The sequence below is a fragment of the Embleya sp. NBC_00888 genome (assembly GCF_045207655.1).
Taxonomy (GTDB): Bacteria; Actinomycetota; Actinomycetes; order Streptomycetales; family Streptomycetaceae; genus Embleya.
This window is the reverse complement of sequence record NZ_CP108785.1, coordinates 1,359,253-1,379,441: the sequence shown is the minus strand read 5'-3', so window position 1 is coordinate 1,379,441 and position 20,189 is coordinate 1,359,253. Positions and strand designations below refer to the sequence as shown.

At 70.1% G+C, this 20,189-nt stretch carries 15 protein-coding genes and 2 pseudogenes; 5 read left to right on the top strand and 12 right to left on the bottom strand.

Annotation, left to right across the window (positions count from 1 at the left end; genetic code table 11):
- Nucleotides 1-27 precede the first annotated feature (27 nt).
- Together OG948_RS40285 and OG948_RS40280 are read right to left on the bottom strand one after the other, a co-directional pair.
- Nucleotides 28-1,803, bottom strand: coding sequence for an ABC transporter substrate-binding protein (locus OG948_RS40285; RefSeq protein ID WP_331769935.1), 1,776 nt, complete (start codon nucleotides 1,801-1,803; stop codon nucleotides 28-30).
- Between the two features lie 70 nt (nucleotides 1,804-1,873).
- Entirely contained in the window at nucleotides 1,874-2,878 is a 1,005-nt protein-coding gene (locus OG948_RS40280; protein ID WP_331769934.1) for an ABC transporter permease, read from the bottom strand.
- 799 nt (nucleotides 2,879-3,677) lie between these two features.
- Between OG948_RS40280 and OG948_RS40275 the strand changes: the two genes are divergently transcribed.
- The 3 genes from OG948_RS40275 (at nucleotide 3,678) to menC (ending at nucleotide 6,908) form a co-directional block, all read left to right on the top strand.
- On the top strand, nucleotides 3,678-4,700 hold the full coding sequence (locus tag OG948_RS40275; protein WP_331769933.1) for a membrane dipeptidase: 1,023 nt from the start codon (nucleotides 3,678-3,680) through the stop codon (nucleotides 4,698-4,700).
- 289 nt (nucleotides 4,701-4,989) lie between these two features.
- On the top strand, nucleotides 4,990-5,802 hold the full coding sequence (locus OG948_RS40270) for a GNAT family N-acetyltransferase (RefSeq protein ID WP_331769931.1): 813 nt from the start codon (nucleotides 4,990-4,992) through the stop codon (nucleotides 5,800-5,802).
- Entirely contained in the window at nucleotides 5,799-6,908 is a 1,110-nt protein-coding gene (gene menC / locus OG948_RS40265) for an o-succinylbenzoate synthase (RefSeq protein WP_331769930.1), read from the top strand. Before OG948_RS40270 ends, menC begins: the two co-directional genes overlap by 4 nt.
- Nucleotides 6,909-7,064: 156 nt before the next feature.
- Here the strand turns inward: menC and OG948_RS40260 are convergent, their stop codons facing one another.
- The 8 genes and pseudogenes from OG948_RS40260 to OG948_RS40225 all read right to left on the bottom strand — a co-directional run bounded on the left by OG948_RS40260 (nucleotide 7,065) and on the right by OG948_RS40225 (nucleotide 15,621).
- A complete protein-coding gene (locus tag OG948_RS40260) occupies nucleotides 7,065-8,549 on the bottom strand; it encodes an amino acid permease (protein ID WP_331769929.1) in 1,485 nt (494 codons plus the stop codon).
- A 401-nt stretch (nucleotides 8,550-8,950) separates the two neighbouring features.
- Nucleotides 8,951-10,810, bottom strand: coding sequence for a glycoside hydrolase family 15 protein (locus OG948_RS40255; protein WP_331769928.1), 1,860 nt, complete (start codon nucleotides 10,808-10,810; stop codon nucleotides 8,951-8,953).
- Nucleotides 10,811-11,070: 260 nt separating this feature from the next.
- Nucleotides 11,071-11,409, bottom strand: a pseudogene (locus OG948_RS40250) (aldo/keto reductase); the annotation flags it as partial.
- Between the two features lie 23 nt (nucleotides 11,410-11,432).
- Nucleotides 11,433-12,887, bottom strand: coding sequence for an aldehyde dehydrogenase family protein (locus tag OG948_RS40245; RefSeq protein ID WP_331769927.1), 1,455 nt, complete (start codon nucleotides 12,885-12,887; stop codon nucleotides 11,433-11,435).
- 419 nt (nucleotides 12,888-13,306) lie between these two features.
- Nucleotides 13,307-13,906 carry a TetR family transcriptional regulator gene (locus tag OG948_RS40240; RefSeq protein WP_331773462.1) on the bottom strand — a complete coding sequence of 200 codons (600 nt, stop codon included), beginning with the start codon at nucleotides 13,904-13,906 and terminating at the stop codon, nucleotides 13,307-13,309.
- A gap of 164 nt (nucleotides 13,907-14,070) precedes the next feature.
- Nucleotides 14,071-14,517, bottom strand: a pseudogene (locus tag OG948_RS40235) (SDR family NAD(P)-dependent oxidoreductase); the annotation flags it as partial.
- A complete protein-coding gene (locus tag OG948_RS40230; RefSeq protein ID WP_331769926.1) occupies nucleotides 14,516-14,704 on the bottom strand; it encodes a hypothetical protein in 189 nt (62 codons plus the stop codon). The gene OG948_RS40230 and the pseudogene OG948_RS40235, both read right to left, overlap by 2 nt.
- Nucleotides 14,701-15,621, bottom strand: coding sequence for a zinc-binding dehydrogenase (locus OG948_RS40225; RefSeq protein ID WP_331773461.1), 921 nt, complete (start codon nucleotides 15,619-15,621; stop codon nucleotides 14,701-14,703). Before OG948_RS40225 ends, OG948_RS40230 begins: the two co-directional genes overlap by 4 nt.
- Before the next feature lie 89 nt (nucleotides 15,622-15,710).
- On the opposite strand from OG948_RS40225, the gene OG948_RS40220 reads away from it, so the two are divergent.
- Nucleotides 15,711-16,676: a LysR family transcriptional regulator gene (locus tag OG948_RS40220; protein ID WP_331769925.1), complete on the top strand. Its 966-nt coding sequence runs from the start codon at nucleotides 15,711-15,713 to the stop codon at nucleotides 16,674-16,676.
- Nucleotides 16,677-16,890: 214 nt separating this feature from the next.
- The gene (locus OG948_RS40215; RefSeq protein ID WP_331769924.1) at nucleotides 16,891-17,340 is read left to right on the top strand and encodes a DUF523 domain-containing protein; all 450 of its coding nucleotides are present in this window, start codon (nucleotides 16,891-16,893) and stop codon (nucleotides 17,338-17,340) included.
- A gap of 94 nt (nucleotides 17,341-17,434) precedes the next feature.
- Here the strand turns inward: OG948_RS40215 and OG948_RS40210 are convergent, their stop codons facing one another.
- Nucleotides 17,435-18,022 (bottom strand): hypothetical protein, encoded by a 588-nt coding sequence (locus OG948_RS40210; protein WP_331769923.1) that lies wholly within the window; start codon nucleotides 18,020-18,022, stop codon nucleotides 17,435-17,437.
- 1,202 nt (nucleotides 18,023-19,224) lie between these two features.
- The gene (locus tag OG948_RS40205) at nucleotides 19,225-20,073 is read right to left on the bottom strand and encodes an alpha/beta hydrolase (protein WP_331769922.1); all 849 of its coding nucleotides are present in this window, start codon (nucleotides 20,071-20,073) and stop codon (nucleotides 19,225-19,227) included.
- Between the last annotated feature and the right edge of the window lie 116 nt (nucleotides 20,074-20,189).

The following is a 20,189-nucleotide window of genomic DNA, read 5'->3' as shown; positions in this document are numbered from 1 at the left end:
CGTGCCGTTCGGCGGGTGTACCGGAGTTCACTTCGAGGGCTTCAGACCGAGGCTGACGAAGTCGTAGCCGTTGTACGCGTCGGTCATGTAGACGTTGGTGAGCCGGCCGGAGCGCCAGTTCAGATATTTCTCGTGGGTGAAGGGCAGGTAGTACGCGCCCTCCATGACCTTGTGGTTGATCTCCTTGGCGATCCGGACCTTGGCGGCCTCGTCGGGCTCCTTGGCGTAGGCGTCGAAGAGGTCGTCGATCGACTTGTCCTCGATCAGGGCGTAGTTGACGTTGCCGCTCTGCAGGATGTACTTGCTGTCCCACAGCGGCCGACCGAAGCCCTGGACGGACGGGAAGTCCGCGGCCCAGCCGTCGATGATGATCCCGTAGCCGTTCTTCTCCACGTTGGTGGGGCTGCCGACGATGCCGGAGGTCTGCGAGCCGTCGTACTGGTCGATCTGCGCGTCGATGCCGATCCTCTTCAACGACGCCTGCAGGGACTGGGCGGTGGCCACCTCGACCGGTCTGTTGTTGCGAACGGCGATGGTGGTGCCGAAGCCGTTCGGCTTGCCGCAGGCGACCAGTTCCTCCTTGGCCTTGGCGATGTTTCCGCTCTTGTCGGCGCCGGCTATCCCGAACGGGTCGTACGTCTGGCCCTCGGTACCCGGAACCGACGCCGGCAGCATGTTGGTTCCGATGTCACCGCCGGCGACGGGGCCACCGCGCGCGGTCTGCAGGGACAGGTGGTCGGCCCCGTAGATGACCGCCTTGCGGCAGTGTTCGTTGTCGAAGGGCTTCACGTTCTTCGGGAAGGCCGCGTAACGGACGTAGCCGGAGATCGGATTGTCAAGGTTGCCCTTGTGCTGCTTGAGCGCGGTTTGGCGGCCCTGCGGCGACAGGCCGGACTGGTTGAGGTCCAAGTCGTAGTCGCCGGCGATCAGTCGTTGGTCCAGGTCATTGGCGTTGGAGAAGAATTTGACGCTGATGGTGTCCGGGTAGGCCTTGCGGACCGGGTCCGAGGCTTCCTTCCACTGCGTGTTGCGGACCAATTCCAGGCCCTTGCCCGGGTCGTACGAGTCGAACCGGTAGGGGCCGCTGGAGAACGGATTCAGACCGTACTTGGACCTGGTGTCCTTGTCCCGGCGCACCGGGGAGGCCGACGGCATCGCGAGCATCTGTGGGAAGTCGCTGTTGGCCTGCGGCAGACGGAAGACGATCGTCTTGTCGTCGGGTGTCTCGATCGCCTTCAGGCCCAGCTTGTCGGCGGACTCGTCCTGGTAGGGGCCGTGGTACTCGCCGTCGGGATCGAGGATGTCCTTGAGGTAGACCGGGCCGCCCGACAGCACGTCCTGCGCCCACTGGCGCTCGATGCCGTACTTGACGTCCTTGGAGGTGATCGGTTTGCCGTCCTCCCAGGTGATCCCGTCGCGCAGGCCGAACGTGTAGGTCTTGCCGTCGGCGGAGACCTTGCCCATGTCGGTGGCGAGGTCGGGCTGGAGCGCCGCGCCCGCCTTGCCCGGCTCGGTTTTGTAGGTGACCAACTGGCGGCTGTAGTACCGCATGAAGTTCCAGGCGAAGCCGTAGTAGCTCCGCGTGGTGTCCCACGAGTCGCCGTCCTGGGCGGCGGCGAACTTCAGGGTGCCGCCCTTGGTGGAACCGGCGTTCAGGACCTTGTTGTTGGCGGCGTCGTAGCCGGCCGCGCTCGTCTTGTCGCCGCCGCCACCACCGCACGCCGCGGTGGTCAGCAGTCCTGCGACCACGGCCGCAGCGGCCAGTGCCTGCTTGCGCCGCCCTGAGGTGCGTTGGGAAGTCACGATCTCGGATCCTCCGGATTTGATGAGAAACCCCGTGTGAAGTGCCGCGGGTCGCCTCGCAATGGGCGGTTCAGCGGGAGCCCTTGGGGTCGAGCGCGTCGCGCACGCCGTCGCCGAAGAGGTTGAAGGCAAGGACGGTGATGAAGATGGCCACGCCCGGAACGATCATGTACATCGGATCCGAGTCGTAGTAGTCGATCGCGTTCGAGAGCATCTGTCCCCACGAGGCGGTGGGCGGCTTGACGCCCACACCCAGGAAGCTGAGCGCGGCCTCGGTCAGGATGTTCGTGGGAATCATCATCGTCGTGTACACGACGATCGGGGCGACGAGGTTGGGCAGCAGCTCCTTGTACAGGATGTAGAAGCGCCCGGCGCCCAACGAGCGGGCGGCTTCGACGTATTCACGTTCGCGCAGCGAAAGCGTCTGGCCGCGCACCACGCGCCCGATGTAGGGCCAGCCGAAGAAGCCGATCACCAGGATCATCACGAAGACGCGGACGCTGGAACCGGTCATGCCCAGCATGTCGCTCGGCATGACCGAGACCAGCGCGATGATGAACAGCAGTTGCGGAAAGGCGAGCAGACCGTCCATGACGCGGCTGATGGCGGCGTCCACCCACCCGCCGAAGAAGCCCGCCAGAATGCCGAGGATCGTCCCCAGCACGACCGCCACCAGGGCCGACAGGAAGCCGACGAGCAGCGAGATCCGGGCACCGTGGAGGATCCGGGCGAAGATGTCCCGGCCGTTGACCGGCTCGACGCCCAGCAGGTGCTCGCCGCTGATGCCGCCCAGCGCCCCCTTGGGGGTGCCGAACAGCGCGTCGATCTCCTCCTCGTGGTAGGCGTTCGGATCCTGTCCGACGAGGTTCGAGATCACGGGCGCGAGCAGCGCGATCACGACGAGCGCGAGGATGACGGCGCCGCCCGTCAGAGCCAACCGGTCGCGCTTGAGCCGTTCCCAGGCGATCCGCCCCAGCGAACGGCCCTGTACAGGCTTGGTGTTGCCGACCGTCGTCGCTTCCCCGGCCGCGCTCGGGGTCGCTTCCGCGATCGGCTCGTGCAATGGTGCCGTCATCTGACAGGGACCCCTCTCAACCGGCGCCGGCCGGAACGTATGTGCCGCCGTGGCGGCGTCATCACTTCGTCGGCGACAAGGGCGGACGCCCCTGCTGTGGAAGTCCTCAACGCGTCGGCGCCGCGCCGACGGGCTGAGGAGTTGGAGTTGTGAACCAGCCGGACCGGGAGATCGGGCCCGGATGGACGTGTGGTGGGCGCCGGACCACCACACCGCTCACAAGAGCTCGGCCACGAGACCGGGGTGCCGGCCCACCGCCGCTGCGCTGGGTACGGCCGCCGGGGGTGCCCGCCGCACTCTTGCTGGTTTGTGCATGCGGACAGCGTGGTCCCTGGACTGGCCGGGTTCATGCGGTATCCGTCCAGAGATTTCCCGGATGCTTTGTACGACTGGCTAAAGTCGTGGACTCCGCTCGGCCGGAATTCTGGACCTCACCGCCATCGACGTCTCCTTCGTCGGCAGGTGGGCATCCACTTCCTGCGGAACACCATGGTGGTGGAGAGTCGTGGACCACGGTGGGATCGCTTCACGCGGGCGCCGAGTGCGGGCACGGCGCCGGCTCCCCGGCGAACTCTGCGGCGGCCGGCGTCGGCGCATCGCCATCACCCGCGCATCGAGCTCCCGATCACGCTGTTCCCGTCGCACAACCTCACGTCGTGTGGGAGGCGTGCGATGCCGCCGCCGTCACGCACCACGGACACCTCATGGGAATCGCACGCCGGCACGAGTACACCCGAATCCCTCCGCACGCGGCGCCACTTCCGGCCCACGTGCTCCCTCCCACGCGAAAGGACCCGCCGTGTCCTTGGACCTGCATCACCGCGCGGTCGTCGCCGATGCCCACAACGACCTCCTCATGGCCGTTGCCGCCCGCCCCCCGCAGCACTGGGGCGGGTTCTTCCGGGACCGATGGCTGCCGCAGTTGCGCGAGGGCGGGATCGACATCCAGGTTCTGCCGGTGTTCATCGACGAACAGTTCCAACCGGAGGGGGCATTGCGGCAAACGCTGCGCATGATCGAGTGCGGTCATGTCCTCGCCGAGGCCAACGCCGAACACGTTGCCCTGTGCGTGAGCGGCGCGGACATCGACAGGGCGCTCGCCGACCACAAGATCGCCCTCGTTCTCGCTCTGGAGAGCGCACCGGGCATCGACGCCTCCGTCGAACTGTTCTCCACCCTTTTCCGGCTCGGTGTGCGTATCGCTTCGATCGCCCACTGGGGGCGCACCCCGCTCGCCGACGGCAGCCGGGAGGAGGCCACCGGCAGTCGGCTGACTTCCCCCGGTGTCCGGGCGCTGCAGGAAATGGAACGTCTGGGCATGCTGTTCGACATCTCCCATCTGGGATCCAGTGGCGTCGGCCATGTTCTGGAACTGGCCACCCGCCCGGTGATCGCCACCCATTCCTGCGCCCGCGCCCTGCGGGATCACCACCGCAACCTCACCGACGACCAGATCCGTGGAGTGGCGGGCACCGGGGGAGTGGTGTGTGTGAACTTCGTCCCGGGCTTCCTCACCGACGACGCGGCGAAGATGAGCATCGACCGGGTCGTCGACCACATCGACCACGTCGTCTCCGTGGCCGGGATCGATCACGTCGGCCTCGGATCGGACTTCCTCCGCGAGGTGATCGCTGACCTCACCCCGCCCTGCTGCGAGGACGCCGACGACGAGGACCCCCTCTTCGACTTCCCCGACCTGGAGGGCCCGGCCGACATGCCCCTGGTCACCGCGGCGATGGTGCGCCGAGGCATGCCCGTGGAGCACATTCTGAAGATCCTGGGCGGGAACATGAGGCGGCTCATGAGCGAGCACATGGGCTGACGCCCGATCGGTTCCCACCGCGCCCGGCGTGCCGGTCTCCCACCGGGGAGCAGCGTTGCCCGCGTCGGGTCCCGGACACGACTTCGGCCGCACGGTTCGGCCCCGGTCCGCCGCGGCGGACGGCCGTGCGGGCGACCCCCGACGACAACCACCCCGCCGGGGTGGGGTGTTCCACGCTCGACGGCCTCGGCGCGGCCGGCGATGCCGCGCACACCGACCACGACCCTGTCAACACCGCCACCATGCCGGCCCGCGCCCGGCCCCTGGCCCACCCAGTCGGAGCACTGCGATGAACGGATCCACAATCCGAGAACTGCACATGATGGAGGACCTCGATGCCGTCAGCCTCCTCTATGCCGACATCTGGGGGTCCCGACCCGGCGCCTCACCCATCTCCGCCGAGGTCATGCGGGCACTCTCGCACGCCGGCAACTACGTGGCCGGAGCCTACGAGGACGGCCGTCTGGTGGGGGCGTCGGTCGCCTTCTTCGGCGAACCCATAGGCACCAGCCTGCACTCGCACATCACCGGCGCCGTGGTCGGGCGCGGCGTGGGCCTTGCCCTCAAGATGCACCAGCGGCAATGGGCGCTTGCCCATCGACTCAGGCGCATCACCTGGACCTACGACCCGCTCATCCGCCGCAACGCCTACTTCAACCTGACCAAACTGGGCGCTCGGCCGGAACAGTACTTGACGTCCTTCTACGGCACGATGCACGACACCATCAACGGCGGCGACGAGTCCGACCGGGTCCTGGTCGCCTGGGATCTCACCGCGCCCTCCCCGCCCCGGGTGATCGAACCGCCCGCCGGCGCCGCTCACCGCCTCCGCAACCGCGAAGGCCGCCCGGAGACCGCCGCGACCGACGCCGAGACCGTACTCATCGACCTCCCCGACGACATCGAGGCGCTGCGCCGCACGGATCCCGGCGCTGCCCGTGCCTGGCGGCTGGCCGTACGAGAATCCCTGGGCGGCCTGCTCGCCGAAGGCGCCCGAGTCATCGGCTTCCACGAACGCCGCCGCTACGTGGTCCAACGCACCACGACCCCGAACGCACCACAACCCACATGTGACCGCCCGCAGAGGAGCCACCAGTCATGAAGACGAAGATTACCGGCGTCGAACTGCGCCGGATCGCGATGCCGCTCGTTGCCCCCTTCCGTACCTCCTTCGGCGTGGAGACCAGCCGCGATGTGCTGCTGGTCCGCGTCGTGACCACCGACCACGAGGGTTGGGCCGAGTGCGGGGCCATGTCCGAGCCGCGCTATTCCTCCGAGTACGTCGACAGCGCCCGTCACGTCCTGCGCAGGTTCCTCATCCCCGCCTTGCCGAAGGACGGCTTGGACGTGCACGCGGTGGGACGCGTCCTGCAACCCTTCACCGGCCACCGGATGGCGAAGTCCGCGCTGGAGACCGCGGTGCTGGACGCCCAACTCCGCGATGCGGAGCAGTCCTTCGGCTCCTATCTGGGTGCCGCCCGGGACCGGGTCCCGTGCGGTGTCTCGGTCGGGATCATGGACTCCGTGCCCGAACTCCTGGACGCCGTGGAGAGGTACATCGCCGAGGGCTACGTCCGGATCAAGCTGAAGATCGAGCCCGGCTGGGACCTGGGCCCCGTGCGTGCCGTGCGCGAGCGCTTCGGTGACGATCTGCTCCTGCAGGTCGACGCCAACGCCGCCTACACGCTCGCGGATACCCAACATCTCGCCGGGCTCGACGACTTCGGACTGCAACTGATCGAACAGCCCCTGGCCAACGACGACATGGTCCAGCACGCCGCACTGGCCAAGCGGCTGCGCACCCCGATCTGCCTGGACGAATCCATCAAGTCCGCCGCCCACGCCGCGGCGGCCATCTCCCTGGGCGCCTGCTCCGTGATCAACATCAAGCCGGGCCGGGTCGGCGGCTATCTCGAAGCCCGCCGCATCCACGACCTCGCCCGCGCCCATGGCATCCCCGTCTGGTGCGGCGGGATGCTGGAGACCGGCATCGGCCGCGCCGCCAACGTGGCTCTGGCCGCGCTGCCCGGCTTCACCCTCCCGGGCGACACTTCCGGCTCCAGCCGGTACTTCGCCACCGACATCACGAAGCCGTTCGTCCTGTCCGACGGACACCTCGAGGTCCCCACCGGCCCCGGCCTCGGTGTCGAGCCCCTCTCCGACGTCCTCGACGAGGTGACCACGTCCAGCGAATGGATATCGATGTGACAACCGCGACGATCGCCCGGGAGATTCGGGATCCGGGGTTGGGCGACGAGCGCGCCGAGGGCCCTGCCCGGGTGTTCGGACAGGGCCCATGCCGTGGTGCCTCGCGGAGCCGCGAGGCCGGCGTCCCGCGCGTCTCGTCGCGGTCGGGGGTCGGCGTCAGGGGTTGTTCGCCGCGCCGCCGACCGGTACCGGGACGCCGGGGGCGACGGGGGTGGCAGCGGTGTCGTCCGGGATTCGACGGGTGCGCCTCTGGTGGACGAACGCCATGATCAGGACGACGGCGGCGGCCAGCAGCGAGAGCAGCATCTGCTTGCGACCGGCGTCGTCGTACAGCATGTAGCCGATCACGAAGAGCAGGAACGCCGTGGTGCCGTAGGTCAGGTACGGGAAGAGCCACATCTTCACGGTCAGCTTTTCCGGCGCCTCGCGCTCCAGGATCCGGCGCATGCGCAACTGGGTGAGGCAGATCGACAGCCAGATGAACAGGGCGATGGCGCCGGAGGAGTTCAGCAGGAAGTCGAAGACGGTCTCCGGCGAGGTGTAGTTGAAGAACACCGCGACGAAGCCGAAGACCACCGAGGCCAGGACGGCGTTGCGGGGGACGCCGCTGCGGCTGACCGCGCCGAAGGCCTGCGGTCCGTCGCCGCGCTTGGCCAGCGAGAAGGCCATCCGCGACGCGCTGTACAGGCCGGAGTTGAAGCACGAGAGCACCGCGGTGAGCACGATGACGTTCATGATCTGGCCGGCGGCCGGGATGTCGAGGTGGTCGAGCACCGCCACGTACGAGCTGTCTCCGACGGCGCTGGAGTCCCAGGGCATCAGCGTGACCACGATCAGAATGGAGCCCAGGTAGAACAGCGCGATCCGCCAGATCACGCTGTTGGTGGCGCGGGTGACCGCTCGGCGGGGGTCCTTGGACTCGCCCGCGGCGAGGGTGACGATCTCGCTGCCCATGAAGGAGAAGGCGACGAGCAGCATGCCGGAGAGGATCTGGCCCCAGCCGTTCGGCAGGAAGCCGCCGTGCCCGGTGAGGTTGGTCAGGCCGACGGGGTCGGTGTCGGGGAGCACCCCGAAGATCGCGAGGCCGCCGATCACCAGGAACGCCGCGATCGCGACGACCTTGATGCCCGCGAACCAGAACTCGAACTCGCCGTACGAGCCCACCGAGATCAGGTTGGTCGCGGTCAGCAGCACCATCACCGCGAGGGTGAAGGCCCACTGCGGCACGGCGGTCACCCAGCCGTGCAGGATCGCGCCGCCGGCGGTGGCCTCCACCGCGAGCACGACGACCCAGAAGAACCAGTACAGCCAGCCGACCGTGAAGCCCGCCCAGCGGCCGAAGGCACGGTCCGCGTACGAGGAGAAGGATCCGCTCGTGGGGTTGGCCGCCGACATCTCGCCGAGCATGCGCATGACGAAGACGATCATCAGACCGGTGAGGGCGTAGGAGATCAGGATGCCCGGGCCGACCTTGTTGACGCCCGAGCCGGAGCCCACGAACAGGCCGGCGCCGATGACCCCGCCGATCGCGATCATCGACAGATGGCGGTTCTTCAGACCGCCGCTGAGGCCCTGCTCGCCGGAAGCCGCCGCCTCGATCGGGTCGGGCGGCGCGGTCTTCCGCGCGGGGACGTGGGACATGCGATAACTCCTCGTGGTGCGGGCGTGCGACGTTCACCGATGCGAAACGCGGTGCGGACCGGGTGTCCCGGAACCGCAGGGAACGTGTGAGGCCTGTCACGGACCCGGAGGAAGGTATGTCTGGTTTGAATAGATGAGCAATGCATTGATCGATGAATATGACTTATGCCACATAGATGGACCAATCGGTGATTGCGTCGTCGCGGAACGTCGGACCCCGACGGACGCGGGCAGGATCGGCACCGCAGCCGGGCTCCACCACCGGGCTCCCGCCTCGCCGTCCGAGGGGCGCCGCCGGGCCGGACGGGCGAGCGGCGCGAGCGGATGAGCGGGCGGCGGCAGGCGGCGTCGCGCCGGTGCGCTCCGCGCGAGCGGCGCCGCCGGTTCAGTGGTTCGGCGGTTCAGCGGTCCAGCGGCCCCCGCGGCTCCGTCGACCCGCCGGCCAGGCGCTCGCGGTCGAGCGCGTCGTCGAGGGTGCAGGCGGCGGTGATGAGCGAGAGGTGGGTGAACGCTTGGGGGAAGTTGCCCAGTTGTTCGCCGCTGGGGCCGACCTCCTCGGCGAACAGGCCCACCGGGTTGGCATAGGTGAACATCTTCTCGAACGTGTAGCGGGCGTTGCGCAGGCGGCCCGCGCGGGCCAGTGCGTCGACGTACAGGAAGGTGCAGAGGCTGAACGTGCCCTCCGAGCCGCGCAGGCCGTCCGGGGACGCGGTCGGGTCGTAGCGGTAGACCAGGCTGTCGGAGACCAGCGTGCCCTCCATCGCGTCGAGGGTGGACAGCCACGCGGGGTCGCGCGGCGCGAGGAAGCCGACGCGCGGCATCAGCAGCAGGGAGGCGTCCAGCACGTCGCCGCCGCCGTAGTGCTGGACGAACGCCCCGGCGCTGTCGCTCCAGCCGCGCTCCATGACCTGTTCGAAGATGGCGTCGCGGGCTTTGGTCCACACCTCGGTGTTCCCGGGCCGGCGGAACGCGTCGGCCAGGCGCAGGCCGCGGTCGAAGGCGACCCAGCACATCACCCGGCTGTAGGTGAAGTCCTTGCGGCCGCCGCGGGTCTCCCAGATGCCCTCGTCCGGCCGGTCCCACCAGTCGGCCAGCCAGTCCAGCGCGCGGGTGAGGGTCTTCCAGCCGACGTAGCCCGCCTGCGGGGCGATCTCGCGGCCTTCGGAGACGCCGTACAGCGCCTCGCCGTAGATGTCGAGTTGGAGTTGATCGGCGGCGGCGTTGCCGAGCCGGACCGGCGCGGAGCCGCGGTAGCCCTCCAGGTGGCCGAGGATCTCCTCGGTGGTCAGGCGTTCGCCGTCGATGCGGTACATGATCTGTAGTGGTTCGGCGTCCCTGCCGACCGAGTCGCCCAGGCGTGCACCGAGCCAGTGCACGAAGTCGGTGGCCTCCTCGACGAAGCCGAGGTCCAGCAGTGCTCGGATGGACAGCGAGCCGTCGCGGATCCAGGTGTAGCGGTAGTCCCAGTTCCGTTCGCCGCCCACCTGCTCGGGCAGACCCATGGTGGCCGCCGCGACCGGGGCTCCGGTGGGCCGGTAGGTGAGCAGTTTGAGGGTGATCGCGGAGCGGTTGACCATGCCGGGCCAGCGGCCGCGGTAGTTCGACCCGCGCACCCATCGCTGCCAGAAGTCGGTGGTGTCCCACAGTTGTTCGATGACGGCGTCGACGTCGGGCGGGGGCGGTGCCGCGCCGTCGGGGCCGCAGAAGGTGAACACGGCGACCGCGCTCTCGCCGTCGTTCAGCGTGACGCTGCCGTACAGGTCGTCGCCGTCGCGTTCCAGCGGGAAGGTGCTCTGGAGGTATGCGGTGGCGCCGGGGGCCCGGAAGGCGGCGGCTTCGGGCCGTACGTCGAGCCGGTGCGCGGCCCTCCCGTAGTCGAAGCGGGGCCGGCACTCCAGGTCGAAGCGCACCGTCCCGCGCACGGTGCGCACGATGCGGACCAGCGTGTGCCGGTCGCTCGGCGTGCGGCCGGTGAGCGGCGGCATCAGGTCGACGACCTCACCGACGCCGTCGGGCGACATGAAACGGGTGACCAGGACCGCGCTGTCCGGGTAGTAGAGCTGTTTGCGAGCGATGTGCCCGCCGTCGACCCCGAGGCGGAAGTAACCGCCCCGCTCGTGGTCGAGTAGGGCGGCGAAGACGCTCGGCGAGTCGAAGCGGGGGGCGGCGAACCAGTTGACGACGCCTTCCGAGGAGACCAGGGCGGCGGTCTGGAGGTCGCCGATGAGTCCGTGTTCCGCGATGGGAGGGTAGCGCTCCATGAGCGTTCGATATCCTTTATGCGGCTTATTGACGGTCTCGAACCACTATCGGGCAGACCCCGCGGCATCGCCTGCCGGGACCGAGTCGCGATGCCGGTGGTGTCGCGGTGGCGGGCGGCTCCCGGGATGCGGCCGACCGGCGCAATGGCACGCCACTGCGCCGGCACGCCACAGGGGACTCGTGCGGGCCGGGCCGCGGGGTCCGCGGGTGGATCGACGGTGGCGCCGACTCTGTTGCGTGTGGGTGATCGGCGCGATGGTCAGTCGTGTCCGAGGACCGGGTGCGGGCGGTACGGCGTCTCGAGCGAGGCCGTCTGTTCCTCGTCGAGGGTGATGTCCAGCGCGGCGATCGCGTCGTCGATGTGGCGCGGCTTGGTTGCTCCGAGCGCGGGTGCGCTCACGGCGGGTTTCGACAGGATCCAGGCCAGAGCGATCTGCGCCGGGGGTCGGCCATGTCCCGCGGCGAGCGTGCGCCGGGTGTCGACGATGTCGAAGTCGGCGTCGGTATACCTCGCGTCGGCGAGCGGGTCGCCGCCGGAGCGTACGGTGCTGCCCCGGCCGCGGCGCTCGCGGGTGCCGGTGAGCAGACCGCGGGCCGGCGGGCGGTACGCGAGGCGGGTGGCTACGCCGGGCGGCTGACGCCCTTGGTCTCGGTGAACTCGCGCAGGCCGGCCAGGCCCTGTTCGCGGCCGAGGCCGCTCTCCCGGAAGCCGCCGAACGGGCCGAGCGCGCGTGCGCCGTTCACGGTCACCTGCCCCGCGCGGATCCGGCGCGCGAGCGCCGCGGCGCGCTCGGGGTCGGCGCCGTGGACCGCGCCCACCAGACCGAATCGCGAGTCGTTGGCCATCGCGACGGCCTCGTCCGGGTCGCGGTACGGGATCACCGCGAGGACCGGACCGAAGACCTCCTCCCGGGCGATCCGCATCGTGTTGCTCACCCCGGTCAGGATGGTCGGCGCGATGTAGTGCCCGCCGTCCGGCCCGTCCACCCGCCCGCCGCCGTGCGCGATCACGCCGCCTTCGGCCACCGCGCCCGCGATGTCGGCCAGTACCCGGTCGGCCTGGGCAGCGGTGATCAGCGGACCCATCTCGGTGGCGTCCGCGCGCGGGTCGCCCACCCGCACCGCCGCTGCCAGGGCGACCAGCCGCTCGACGATCTCCTTCTCCCTGGCGGCCGGCACGAACAGGCGGCTCTGCAGCACGCACACCTGCCCGGCGTGTCGGGTGCAGCCGTCGAACAGGGTCTGCGCGGCGAGCGTGTCGTAGGCCTGCGGGCCCAGGTCGTCGAGGTGGATCGCGGCGGACTTGCCGCCGAGTTCGAGCACGACGCGCTTGAGCGAGAGGGCGGCGTCGCGGGCGATCTCCTTGCCGATCGCCGTGCTGCCGGTGAAGCTGATCATGTCGACGTCCGGATGCCCGGTGAGCGCGCGGGCCGCGTCGAGGGAGGTGGTGGTGACCACGTTGACCACGCCGGCCGGGATGCTCGTCTCGTGGTCGATGATCCAGGCCAGTGCCAGTGCGGCGAGCGGACTCAGCGGGGACGGCTTGAGCACGACGGTGTTGCCGGCCGCGATCGCGTTGGCGACCTTGGTCAGGTTGAGCGTGTGCGGGTAGTTCCACGGCGTCACGGCCGCGACGACGCCGTGCGGCTCGTGCACGAGAGTGCCCACCGCGCCGGGGCCCGTCAGGGGTTCCTCGGCCGGTACGAGCGCCAACCGCGCGGCGCCGGCGGCGATCGAGGCGGCCGCCGTCACCTGGCCCGGGCGGTCGTTGGCGACGCCCCATTCGACCCGGGAGAGGTGATCGAAGAAGTCCTGATGCCTGGTCAGACCCGCGGCCAACTCGGCCAGGCCGGCGGACCTCTCGGCGGGGGACATCCGCGGCCAGGGCCCGGAGTCGAAGGCGGTTCGGGCGGCTCGGACGGCGCCGAGCATGTCCGCGACGCCGCCGTCCGCGATCGTCGCGAGCACCGATCCGTCCCCGGGCGAGACGTCGTCGAACCGGCCGTTGCCACCGGGCGCCCGGGTTCCGTTCACGAACAGCCCGGCTTCGGCGATGGTGCCGATGTCCAACGTCATGGCCACTCCCGTCTCCTGACGGCCCGTCACCCAGGACGCGACACGTGTCGCGATGGCGGGCAGGGGTCGGAGGCTAACGAGGATCGGTCAACTTGACCAGGTCAAGGGATCCGTCGGGGATGTTCCGTGCGCCACGTCACCGCCGGGCGGGCGACACGGTGCGCTTCCGAGGCGCGTTCGTCCGGTCCTGCCACGGGTCTTGCGCCTTCCCGCACGTTCATCGGTTTCGCCGGCCGAACGCCGCACACCGTCGGCGCGCGCCCGCCGCGCGAGCGCCCGACGTACACGCTTCCCATGCCACCCGGACCCAGTCGGCCGAGGATCTCGAAGTCACCGATCCGCCGCGGTCAGCCGGCCCCAACTCGTCCACCGCACCCCGTCCTTCGTGTATCGCCGCCGACCACACGGTGGCATGTGTTTCACGCGCGCCGCGTCGGAACCGCCGCCACCCGGGGGCCGTGCCCGGCAATGGTCGTGCGCAAGATTTCGATCCACCAATCGAGCGCGCGATCTCGCGCGGTCGTGTCGAGTCCGACGCTCCTGCGAAAGTCGTCGCCGAAGAGGGGATCCACCGCGACGGCTTGGTGCAATCCGGCGATCGTCAGTTGGATCGCCTCGCGGGGCGGCGGCGTTCGCCCGTCGGCGGCACACTGTTGCCGCGCCTGAGCGTGCAGCCGATCCACCACCTCGTCGAGCAGGCCGCTGCCGGTGTCGCGCCAACCGGACTGATGCAGAGCCAGCGCCAGTTCGGCATAACCGTCGGCGTAGAGCGCGGACAACGCCCGCACCAGCTCGGCGGGGTCGACCGGGCCGTCGCTCCACGTACTCAGCACGGCGTGCAGTTCGGCCTTGAGTTTCGCCCCGCCGAATCGCAGCAGCGATTCCAATAGCCGGTCACGCGTGCCGAAGTGGTGGTTGACCGCGGCGTCGGTCATCCCGATCTCGGCGGCGACGGCGCGCACCTGTACGGCGGCCGGACCACCTGCGGCGAGCAACCTGCTCGCCGCTTCGAGGATCATCCGCCTGGCGTCTTCGGGGTTGCGTCGTACGCGGGTGGGCACGCACCCACCCTACCTTGACCCGTCAAGGTGGCGTCCTTCGCCCTGACCGGCCCAGGCCGGGAAGAGAGTGGGCGCACGCGCGGAAGTCCGTGATTTCGGCTGCGGGTGTGCGGGACCGGTTGTCAGGCGGATACCGCACCGAGCAGGCCGCCGTCGATGACGAGGTCCTGGCCGTTGACGTAGGACGCGTCGAACGAGGCGAGGAACGCCACGGCCGCCGCGATTTCCTCCGGGCGTCCGAAGCGGCCCGCGGCGATCCGGCCGGTCAGCGCCTTCGCCTCCGCCGGGCTCAGTGCGGCGGACGGGTACATCGGGGTGTCGATGTATCCGGGGCTGATGGAGTTGACGCGGATGCCGCGCGGGGCGAGTGCGGCGGCGAGGGTCCGGGCCAGGTTGTGCACGGCGGCCTTGGTCGCCGAGTACAGGGTGAGGACGCTGTTGCCCCGGTGGATGGTCCACGATGCGTTGATGACGATCGAGCCGTTGTCCGCCAGGAATGGCAGTGCCTTCTGCACGGTGAAGAACACCCCCTTGAAGTTGACGTCGACGCCGTGGTCGAAGTCCGGCTCAGGTGCGCGTGGTGTGGTCGGTGCGGTGGGGCAGCCGGTCGGCCCGTGCGTCGTAGCCGTCTGCGTCGTAGCCGTCCGGACCGAGGCCGACGGGCCCGATGCGTGCGACGCCGACGCCTGCGCCGCCCGGTGCGCACGCGCCGCCGGCGCGTGCGCACCGGGCGGCGGCGAACTCGGTGATGCTCATCGGGTTGCTCCCGTTGTCAGTACGGCCTTGCCCCGTATCCGGCGCTCCCGCAAGTCGACCAGGATGTCGGCGGTTTCCGACCAGGCGGCGATCCGGCCGATCTCCGGGCGCAGCCGCTCCTGCTCGACGAGGCGTACCAGGGCTGCGAGGTCGGAGCCGTAGGGGGCGCCGGCGTAGTGGAAGTGCTGGATCGTGACGCGCTCGGGCCCGCTCAGCAGTTGGAAGAAGTCCAGGGTCACCGGGGTGCGGCTCGCCTGGCCGAACCAGACGAGCAGCCCGCCGGGGCGCACCTTGGTGAGGGCGGCCGGCAGATCGGGCCCGCCCGCGGACTCCAGCACGACGTCGAACGGCCCCTGGGCCGCCGCGACGTCGTGCACCACGCGCGCGCCCAGCTCCGCGAGCCGCCGGCCGCGAGCCGGCGTGGCCGTGACCGCCGTCAGCTCGGCCCCGGCGGCGACGGCCAGTTCGGTGACGTAGTGGCCGACCCCGCCCGCGGCGCCGGTCAACAGCACGCGCCTGCCTGCCAGGGAACCGGCAGTACGCAGCAGGCGCAGGGCGGTGATCCCGGCCAGGGGCAGGGCCGCCGCCCGTACGCTGTCGATACCGTCCGGGAGCACCGCGAGCGAGTGAGTGGGCACGGCGGCGTACTCGGCCCAGCCGCCCTGCGCCGGATGCCCGACCACGCGGGTGCCGATGCCGGGACCCGAGCCGTCGGCCGCCGCCTGCACGACGAGCCCCGCGATGTCCTTGCCGGGCAGCAGGCCCGGCCGGGGGTGTTCGAGGAGGAACGTCTCGCCTCGGTTCGGAGCGAACGCCTCGACCTTGACCAGCGCCTCACCGTGTTCCGGGATGGGCTGGGGAGCTTCGGTGAAGGCGACGGGACGCGCCGCCTCCCCGGTGGGAATCAGTCTTCGCATGCCGAGCATGCAACCTCCACGGCAGCCCGGTGATCCAACAACGCCCACGCACAGCCGACAACTTTCGGTTGTCACCTATGGTGGGAGCCATGGATCTCGACGTGGCACAGGTACGCGCCTTCGTGCGAGCCGCCGATGAACTGCACTTCGGGCGGGCGGCAGGGACGCTCGCCATTTCCCAGCAGGCGCTGTCCAAGAGGATCGCGAGGCTGGAATCCCTGCTCGGCGTCGAGCTTTTCCGGCGCGGCGGCAACGGGGTACGCCTCACCGAGGCCGGACAGCGTTTCCTCCCGCCGGCCCGGCAGACCCTGGCCGTTGCCGACGCCGCGGTCGCGGCGGCGGTCGGCAAGCACCGTCCACTGCGTGTCGATGTCTGGGGGCACCTCTACGCACCGATGCGGACACTGGCCCATGTCGCCGGTCAAGCCGGGGACCTGACGCTGGGGCACGGGCGCGACCTTCCGTCGGTGACGGCGGCACTGCTGCACGGCGACATCGACGCGGCCTTCGGCCGGGTCCACCCCCCGCTGCCGTCCGGCCTCACCCACCGCCTGGTGCGCCTGGAGCCGGTGGACGCCGTACTGAGTACGGACCATCCGCTCGCGGCCGAACCGGCGTTGCGGCCCGACCGGTTGAGCGACAGCGTGCTGTGGGCACCCGGTCGGCTGGACCGGCTCGACTTCCTGCACCGGTTCGCCGACCGATTCGAGATCCGAGACACGGCCACGAGCGTCAACCTGGGCCTGGCCCACTTCCTCGCCGAGGTGGCGCAAGACCCGCGAGGCTTCTCGCTACTGCCCGCGGACGCGCCGCTGCCGGAGATCCCGGGGCTGCGCTCCGTTCCGCTGGTGGACCCCACGCCGCTGTACGCCTGGTCGCTGCTGTGGCGCGCCGGCAACGGACACCCGGGACTGAGCGACCTCACCGCCGCCTGCGCCACCGAAGCGGGGCAACGCCGTTGGCTGGAGTACGACCCGGCGCGCGACTGGCTGCCCGAACCGCCCGCGAACCGCGCCTTCGGCAAGGAGCAGGCAAGCCCAACGGACAGGGCCTAGCGGTACGCGTCGCGATACCGGCGCACCGTTGGCGGTCCGCTGCGGCATTCGTCCTGGCATCGGCCGCGGCGGGATGCGGTGCCGGAGGACCTGACGGTGTGGGACTCGCGATTGCGCGGGCACTGTCGACGGATCAAGGGCGCGGTCCGGGCACGCCGGGCGATCACGAGTGGCCGTGACGGTCCGCGGTGATGGTTGTGGTTGGCTTGGTGGCATGGAGGCGATTCTGGTCAGTGCGTGTCTGCGTGGGGTGCCGTGTCGGTTCGACGGGCGGCACAAGGCGTCTTCGGAGGTCGACGAGGCGGTGACCGGCCGCGAGGTCGTCGCCTTCTGTCCGGAGGCCGCGGGCGGGCTCGCGACGCCGCGGCGACCCGCGGAGTTGGTGGGTGGTGACGGGCATGCTGTGCTCGACGGGACGGCGCGGGTCGTCGAGGACACCGGGCGGGACGTGACGGCGGAGTTCGTGGACGGCGCGCGGCGCGCACTCGCGGCGGCGCGGCACGCGGGCTGCGTGGAGGCGCTGTTGATGCCGCGGAGTCCCTCGTGCGGACGGGGCGTGGTGTACGACGGTTCGTTCGTCGGGGAGTTGGTGCCGGGAGACGGCGTGACGACGGCGCTGCTCGAGCGCAACGGGATCGTTGTGCGGTCCGCACCCGGGGTGTGACGCGATCCCGGGCGCCGGCCCGGTCCATGATGGTGGCGTCGTGCTGCCTGCCCGCGGGGCGTCGCAGGGGGCCCGAGGGCGGACACGGGGCCGGTCAGGGGGTGCGGGCGAGGTTCTTCTCCAGGCAGGCCGGGTAGTTCTTCATCGGGTGGTCGCGGAGGCCGTCGGAGGCCGGCGCGAGGGGGTCGGCGGTCAGGCCCTTGGCGCGGTCCGCCAGGCCCGCGAGCACCGGCATCCTGTCGTGGAGCTTGCCGTCGGCGTCGAAATGGCGCACCGTCTGCCCGTCGGTGCGCATCCCGGCGACGGTGTCGCGGACCTCGGGGTACACCGACGCGAGGGCCTGGTTGAAGCCGTGATGCACGAATCCGGTGCCGCCCGGGCCGGGCACGGGTGGGGTGGTGGCGTCGGAGAGCCAGTCGCGGATCTGGGTGGGCTCGGTGCCGCGGAACGCCGCGACGACCATCCGGTCCGAGCCCATCACGTACGCCTGGGTGTCCTCGATCGGGAACGGCATCGCGTGCGGGGAGGCGAGGTGTCGCACCCGATCGAACCCCCAGTGGTGCGCCCGGGCTTCGACCTCGGCGGGGTCCTTGTAGGCGAGGTCCGCGGCCTGCGCCATCCAGTAGGCGTGGGGCAGGCTGTAGCCGGAAGCGGTGTGGTCCCAAGCAGTGGGCACGGCCATGAAGGGCCTCCATGAGCGCCGATGCGGATACCCGCTCAACGTAAACTCGCGCCCAACCGAACGTACGGAACGGCGCGCGGCACTCACTCGGACGGCATACCGACCTGTCGCCCCGTTACGGGAACCGCCGATTGCGTACCGACCCCGCGGCCAACTCTCGCCGACGCGTCGGGCAGTACGGCCTTCCGGGTCGGATCGTCACCGTTCCCGATGTGGACCGCGCGGGGTCGCTCCGCGAGTCGGAGCCTGTGGGGTTCGCGCGGCGCTGCCGAGAGACGAGGACGGAGGTCTCGGGGTCTGGGTCGGACCACCCGGACCCGTCCTCGGCCCGTCGGCACTGCGGGGCGCGGTCTTCTCGTTCCTGCCGTACGGGCGGACGAGGTCCACGACCGCCGTTTCACCCGGATTCAAGGCAAACCGGGCCGACTCGCCCGGGCCGAGGACATAGTGGTGGTTCGGCGTCTGCTGCTGCACGTTCGGGTCGCGCGTCGCCGACTCGCGCGTAGCCGACGCGAGTGTCCGGGGCGGTGGCAACCTGGGGGACGAGAGGCGATAGCCCTTGGGCGCAAGGTTGTACAACCCGGGGTCGAGGTCGGCAGCGTCGCGGCCTCCACTCTCGGGTGGGTCCATTCGGAAGAGGTTCTTTCCGTAGGTCTTGGCGGGCGCCGGCGGCGCATCAACCCTCTCGATCGTCAAGCGTGTCACCGTGGGATCCGGTGAGCCGTCGGGATTGACGTCCGGTGCGCTCGGATCCGCTGCCGGTCCCGCCCCCGGGGCGCCGGCGGATGGCGGTTGGGCGGCCCGGTCACCGCCCGAAGAGGACGAGGGACCGGACGACGCACCCGGCGGGGAGGGGGTGGTCAAGACAACTCCCATGGTGAGAGCGACAGTTGAAGGGTGTCGTGTGGAGACCGGTCGAGGTAGGGATTATCGGAACGCCCGTCGGAACCTGTCAAACCCCGCCGGTGACGTGCACCACCCTCCGGACGCGTGCCCTCCTTCGGTGAAAATCGCGGTTCCCGCCGGGACACGGACCGCGCGGCTTGCCTATCGTCGGGTTGACCTGCGGGGCGATGGTCATGGGTCCCCGGGACGGATCGTCGCGGATGGGGAGCCGGCGACCCCGTGCGGGTCGGGGGCGCCGGTCCAGGGCGGATCAGGCGTAGTTATTCGAGTGCTGGACGCGGCTCGATCCGCGAACCTCAGTGGGTGTCCGCGGCTCCGAGGCAGAACGCGGCGACCGTGGCACCGATGCCGGCGGGGTCCTTTTCGGGACCGAAGTGGTCGAGCTTGGGGAACAGCCTCAGTTCGGAGCCGGCCAGCGTCTCGTGCAGCCGGGGTGCCGCCCGCCCGGGCCCGGTGGTCTTGACGTCCTTGCCCGCCATCAGCAGGACGGGACTGGTGATTCGGGAGTACTTGGGGAAGTCGCCGTCCTGGGCCGAGGACAGGGCGTGCTCGCGGATCACGGTCTCGAGGAGCGCGTACTTCCGCAGGCGTTCGGGCTTCTTGATGGCCAGGGGGATGATGATCCGCAGCAGCCAGCGCGGGGCCTTGCCGCTGGTCTCCGGGTTGACGCCCTGGATGAACGACAGGAACGCCTCGGCCCGCTTCCCGGCGTCGACCAGCCGTCGACACTCGTCGGCCCAGCCGAACGGTATGGATCCGTCGATGGACACGCCCGGTTCGTAGACGACGACCTTCTCGAAGCCGGAGTCGCGCAGTGCGGATTCCAAGGTGAGGAAACCACCGAAGCTGTGCCCGAAGACGAATCGGGACGCGGTGGCCGTGCGGACCGCCTCGATGTCCGCGCACTCGGTCTCGACGCTGTACGAGTCGCCTTGGGGCCCGCTCGCGCCACGCCCGCGCCGCTCGATCACGTGCACGGTGAATCGGTCGGCGACGGCCGCGGCGAAGGCGTCGAAATCGGCGGCCATGCCGGGGGATCCCGGGATGACGAGAAGTCCCGGGCCCGAGCCGATGCTGCGGTAACTGATGACGGTACCGTCCGCCGACGTTGCCGAACCCACTGTCACTTCACTCGTGACCTGCATGTTCCTGTCCGCCCCCACCTAGATGACCAAGCACGTCGACAACATGCCCGGCACGTGATCCAGCCGATGAGCCGGATGGTAGCGGCACCGGAGGTCTGCCGTTCGATCTTCGGAAT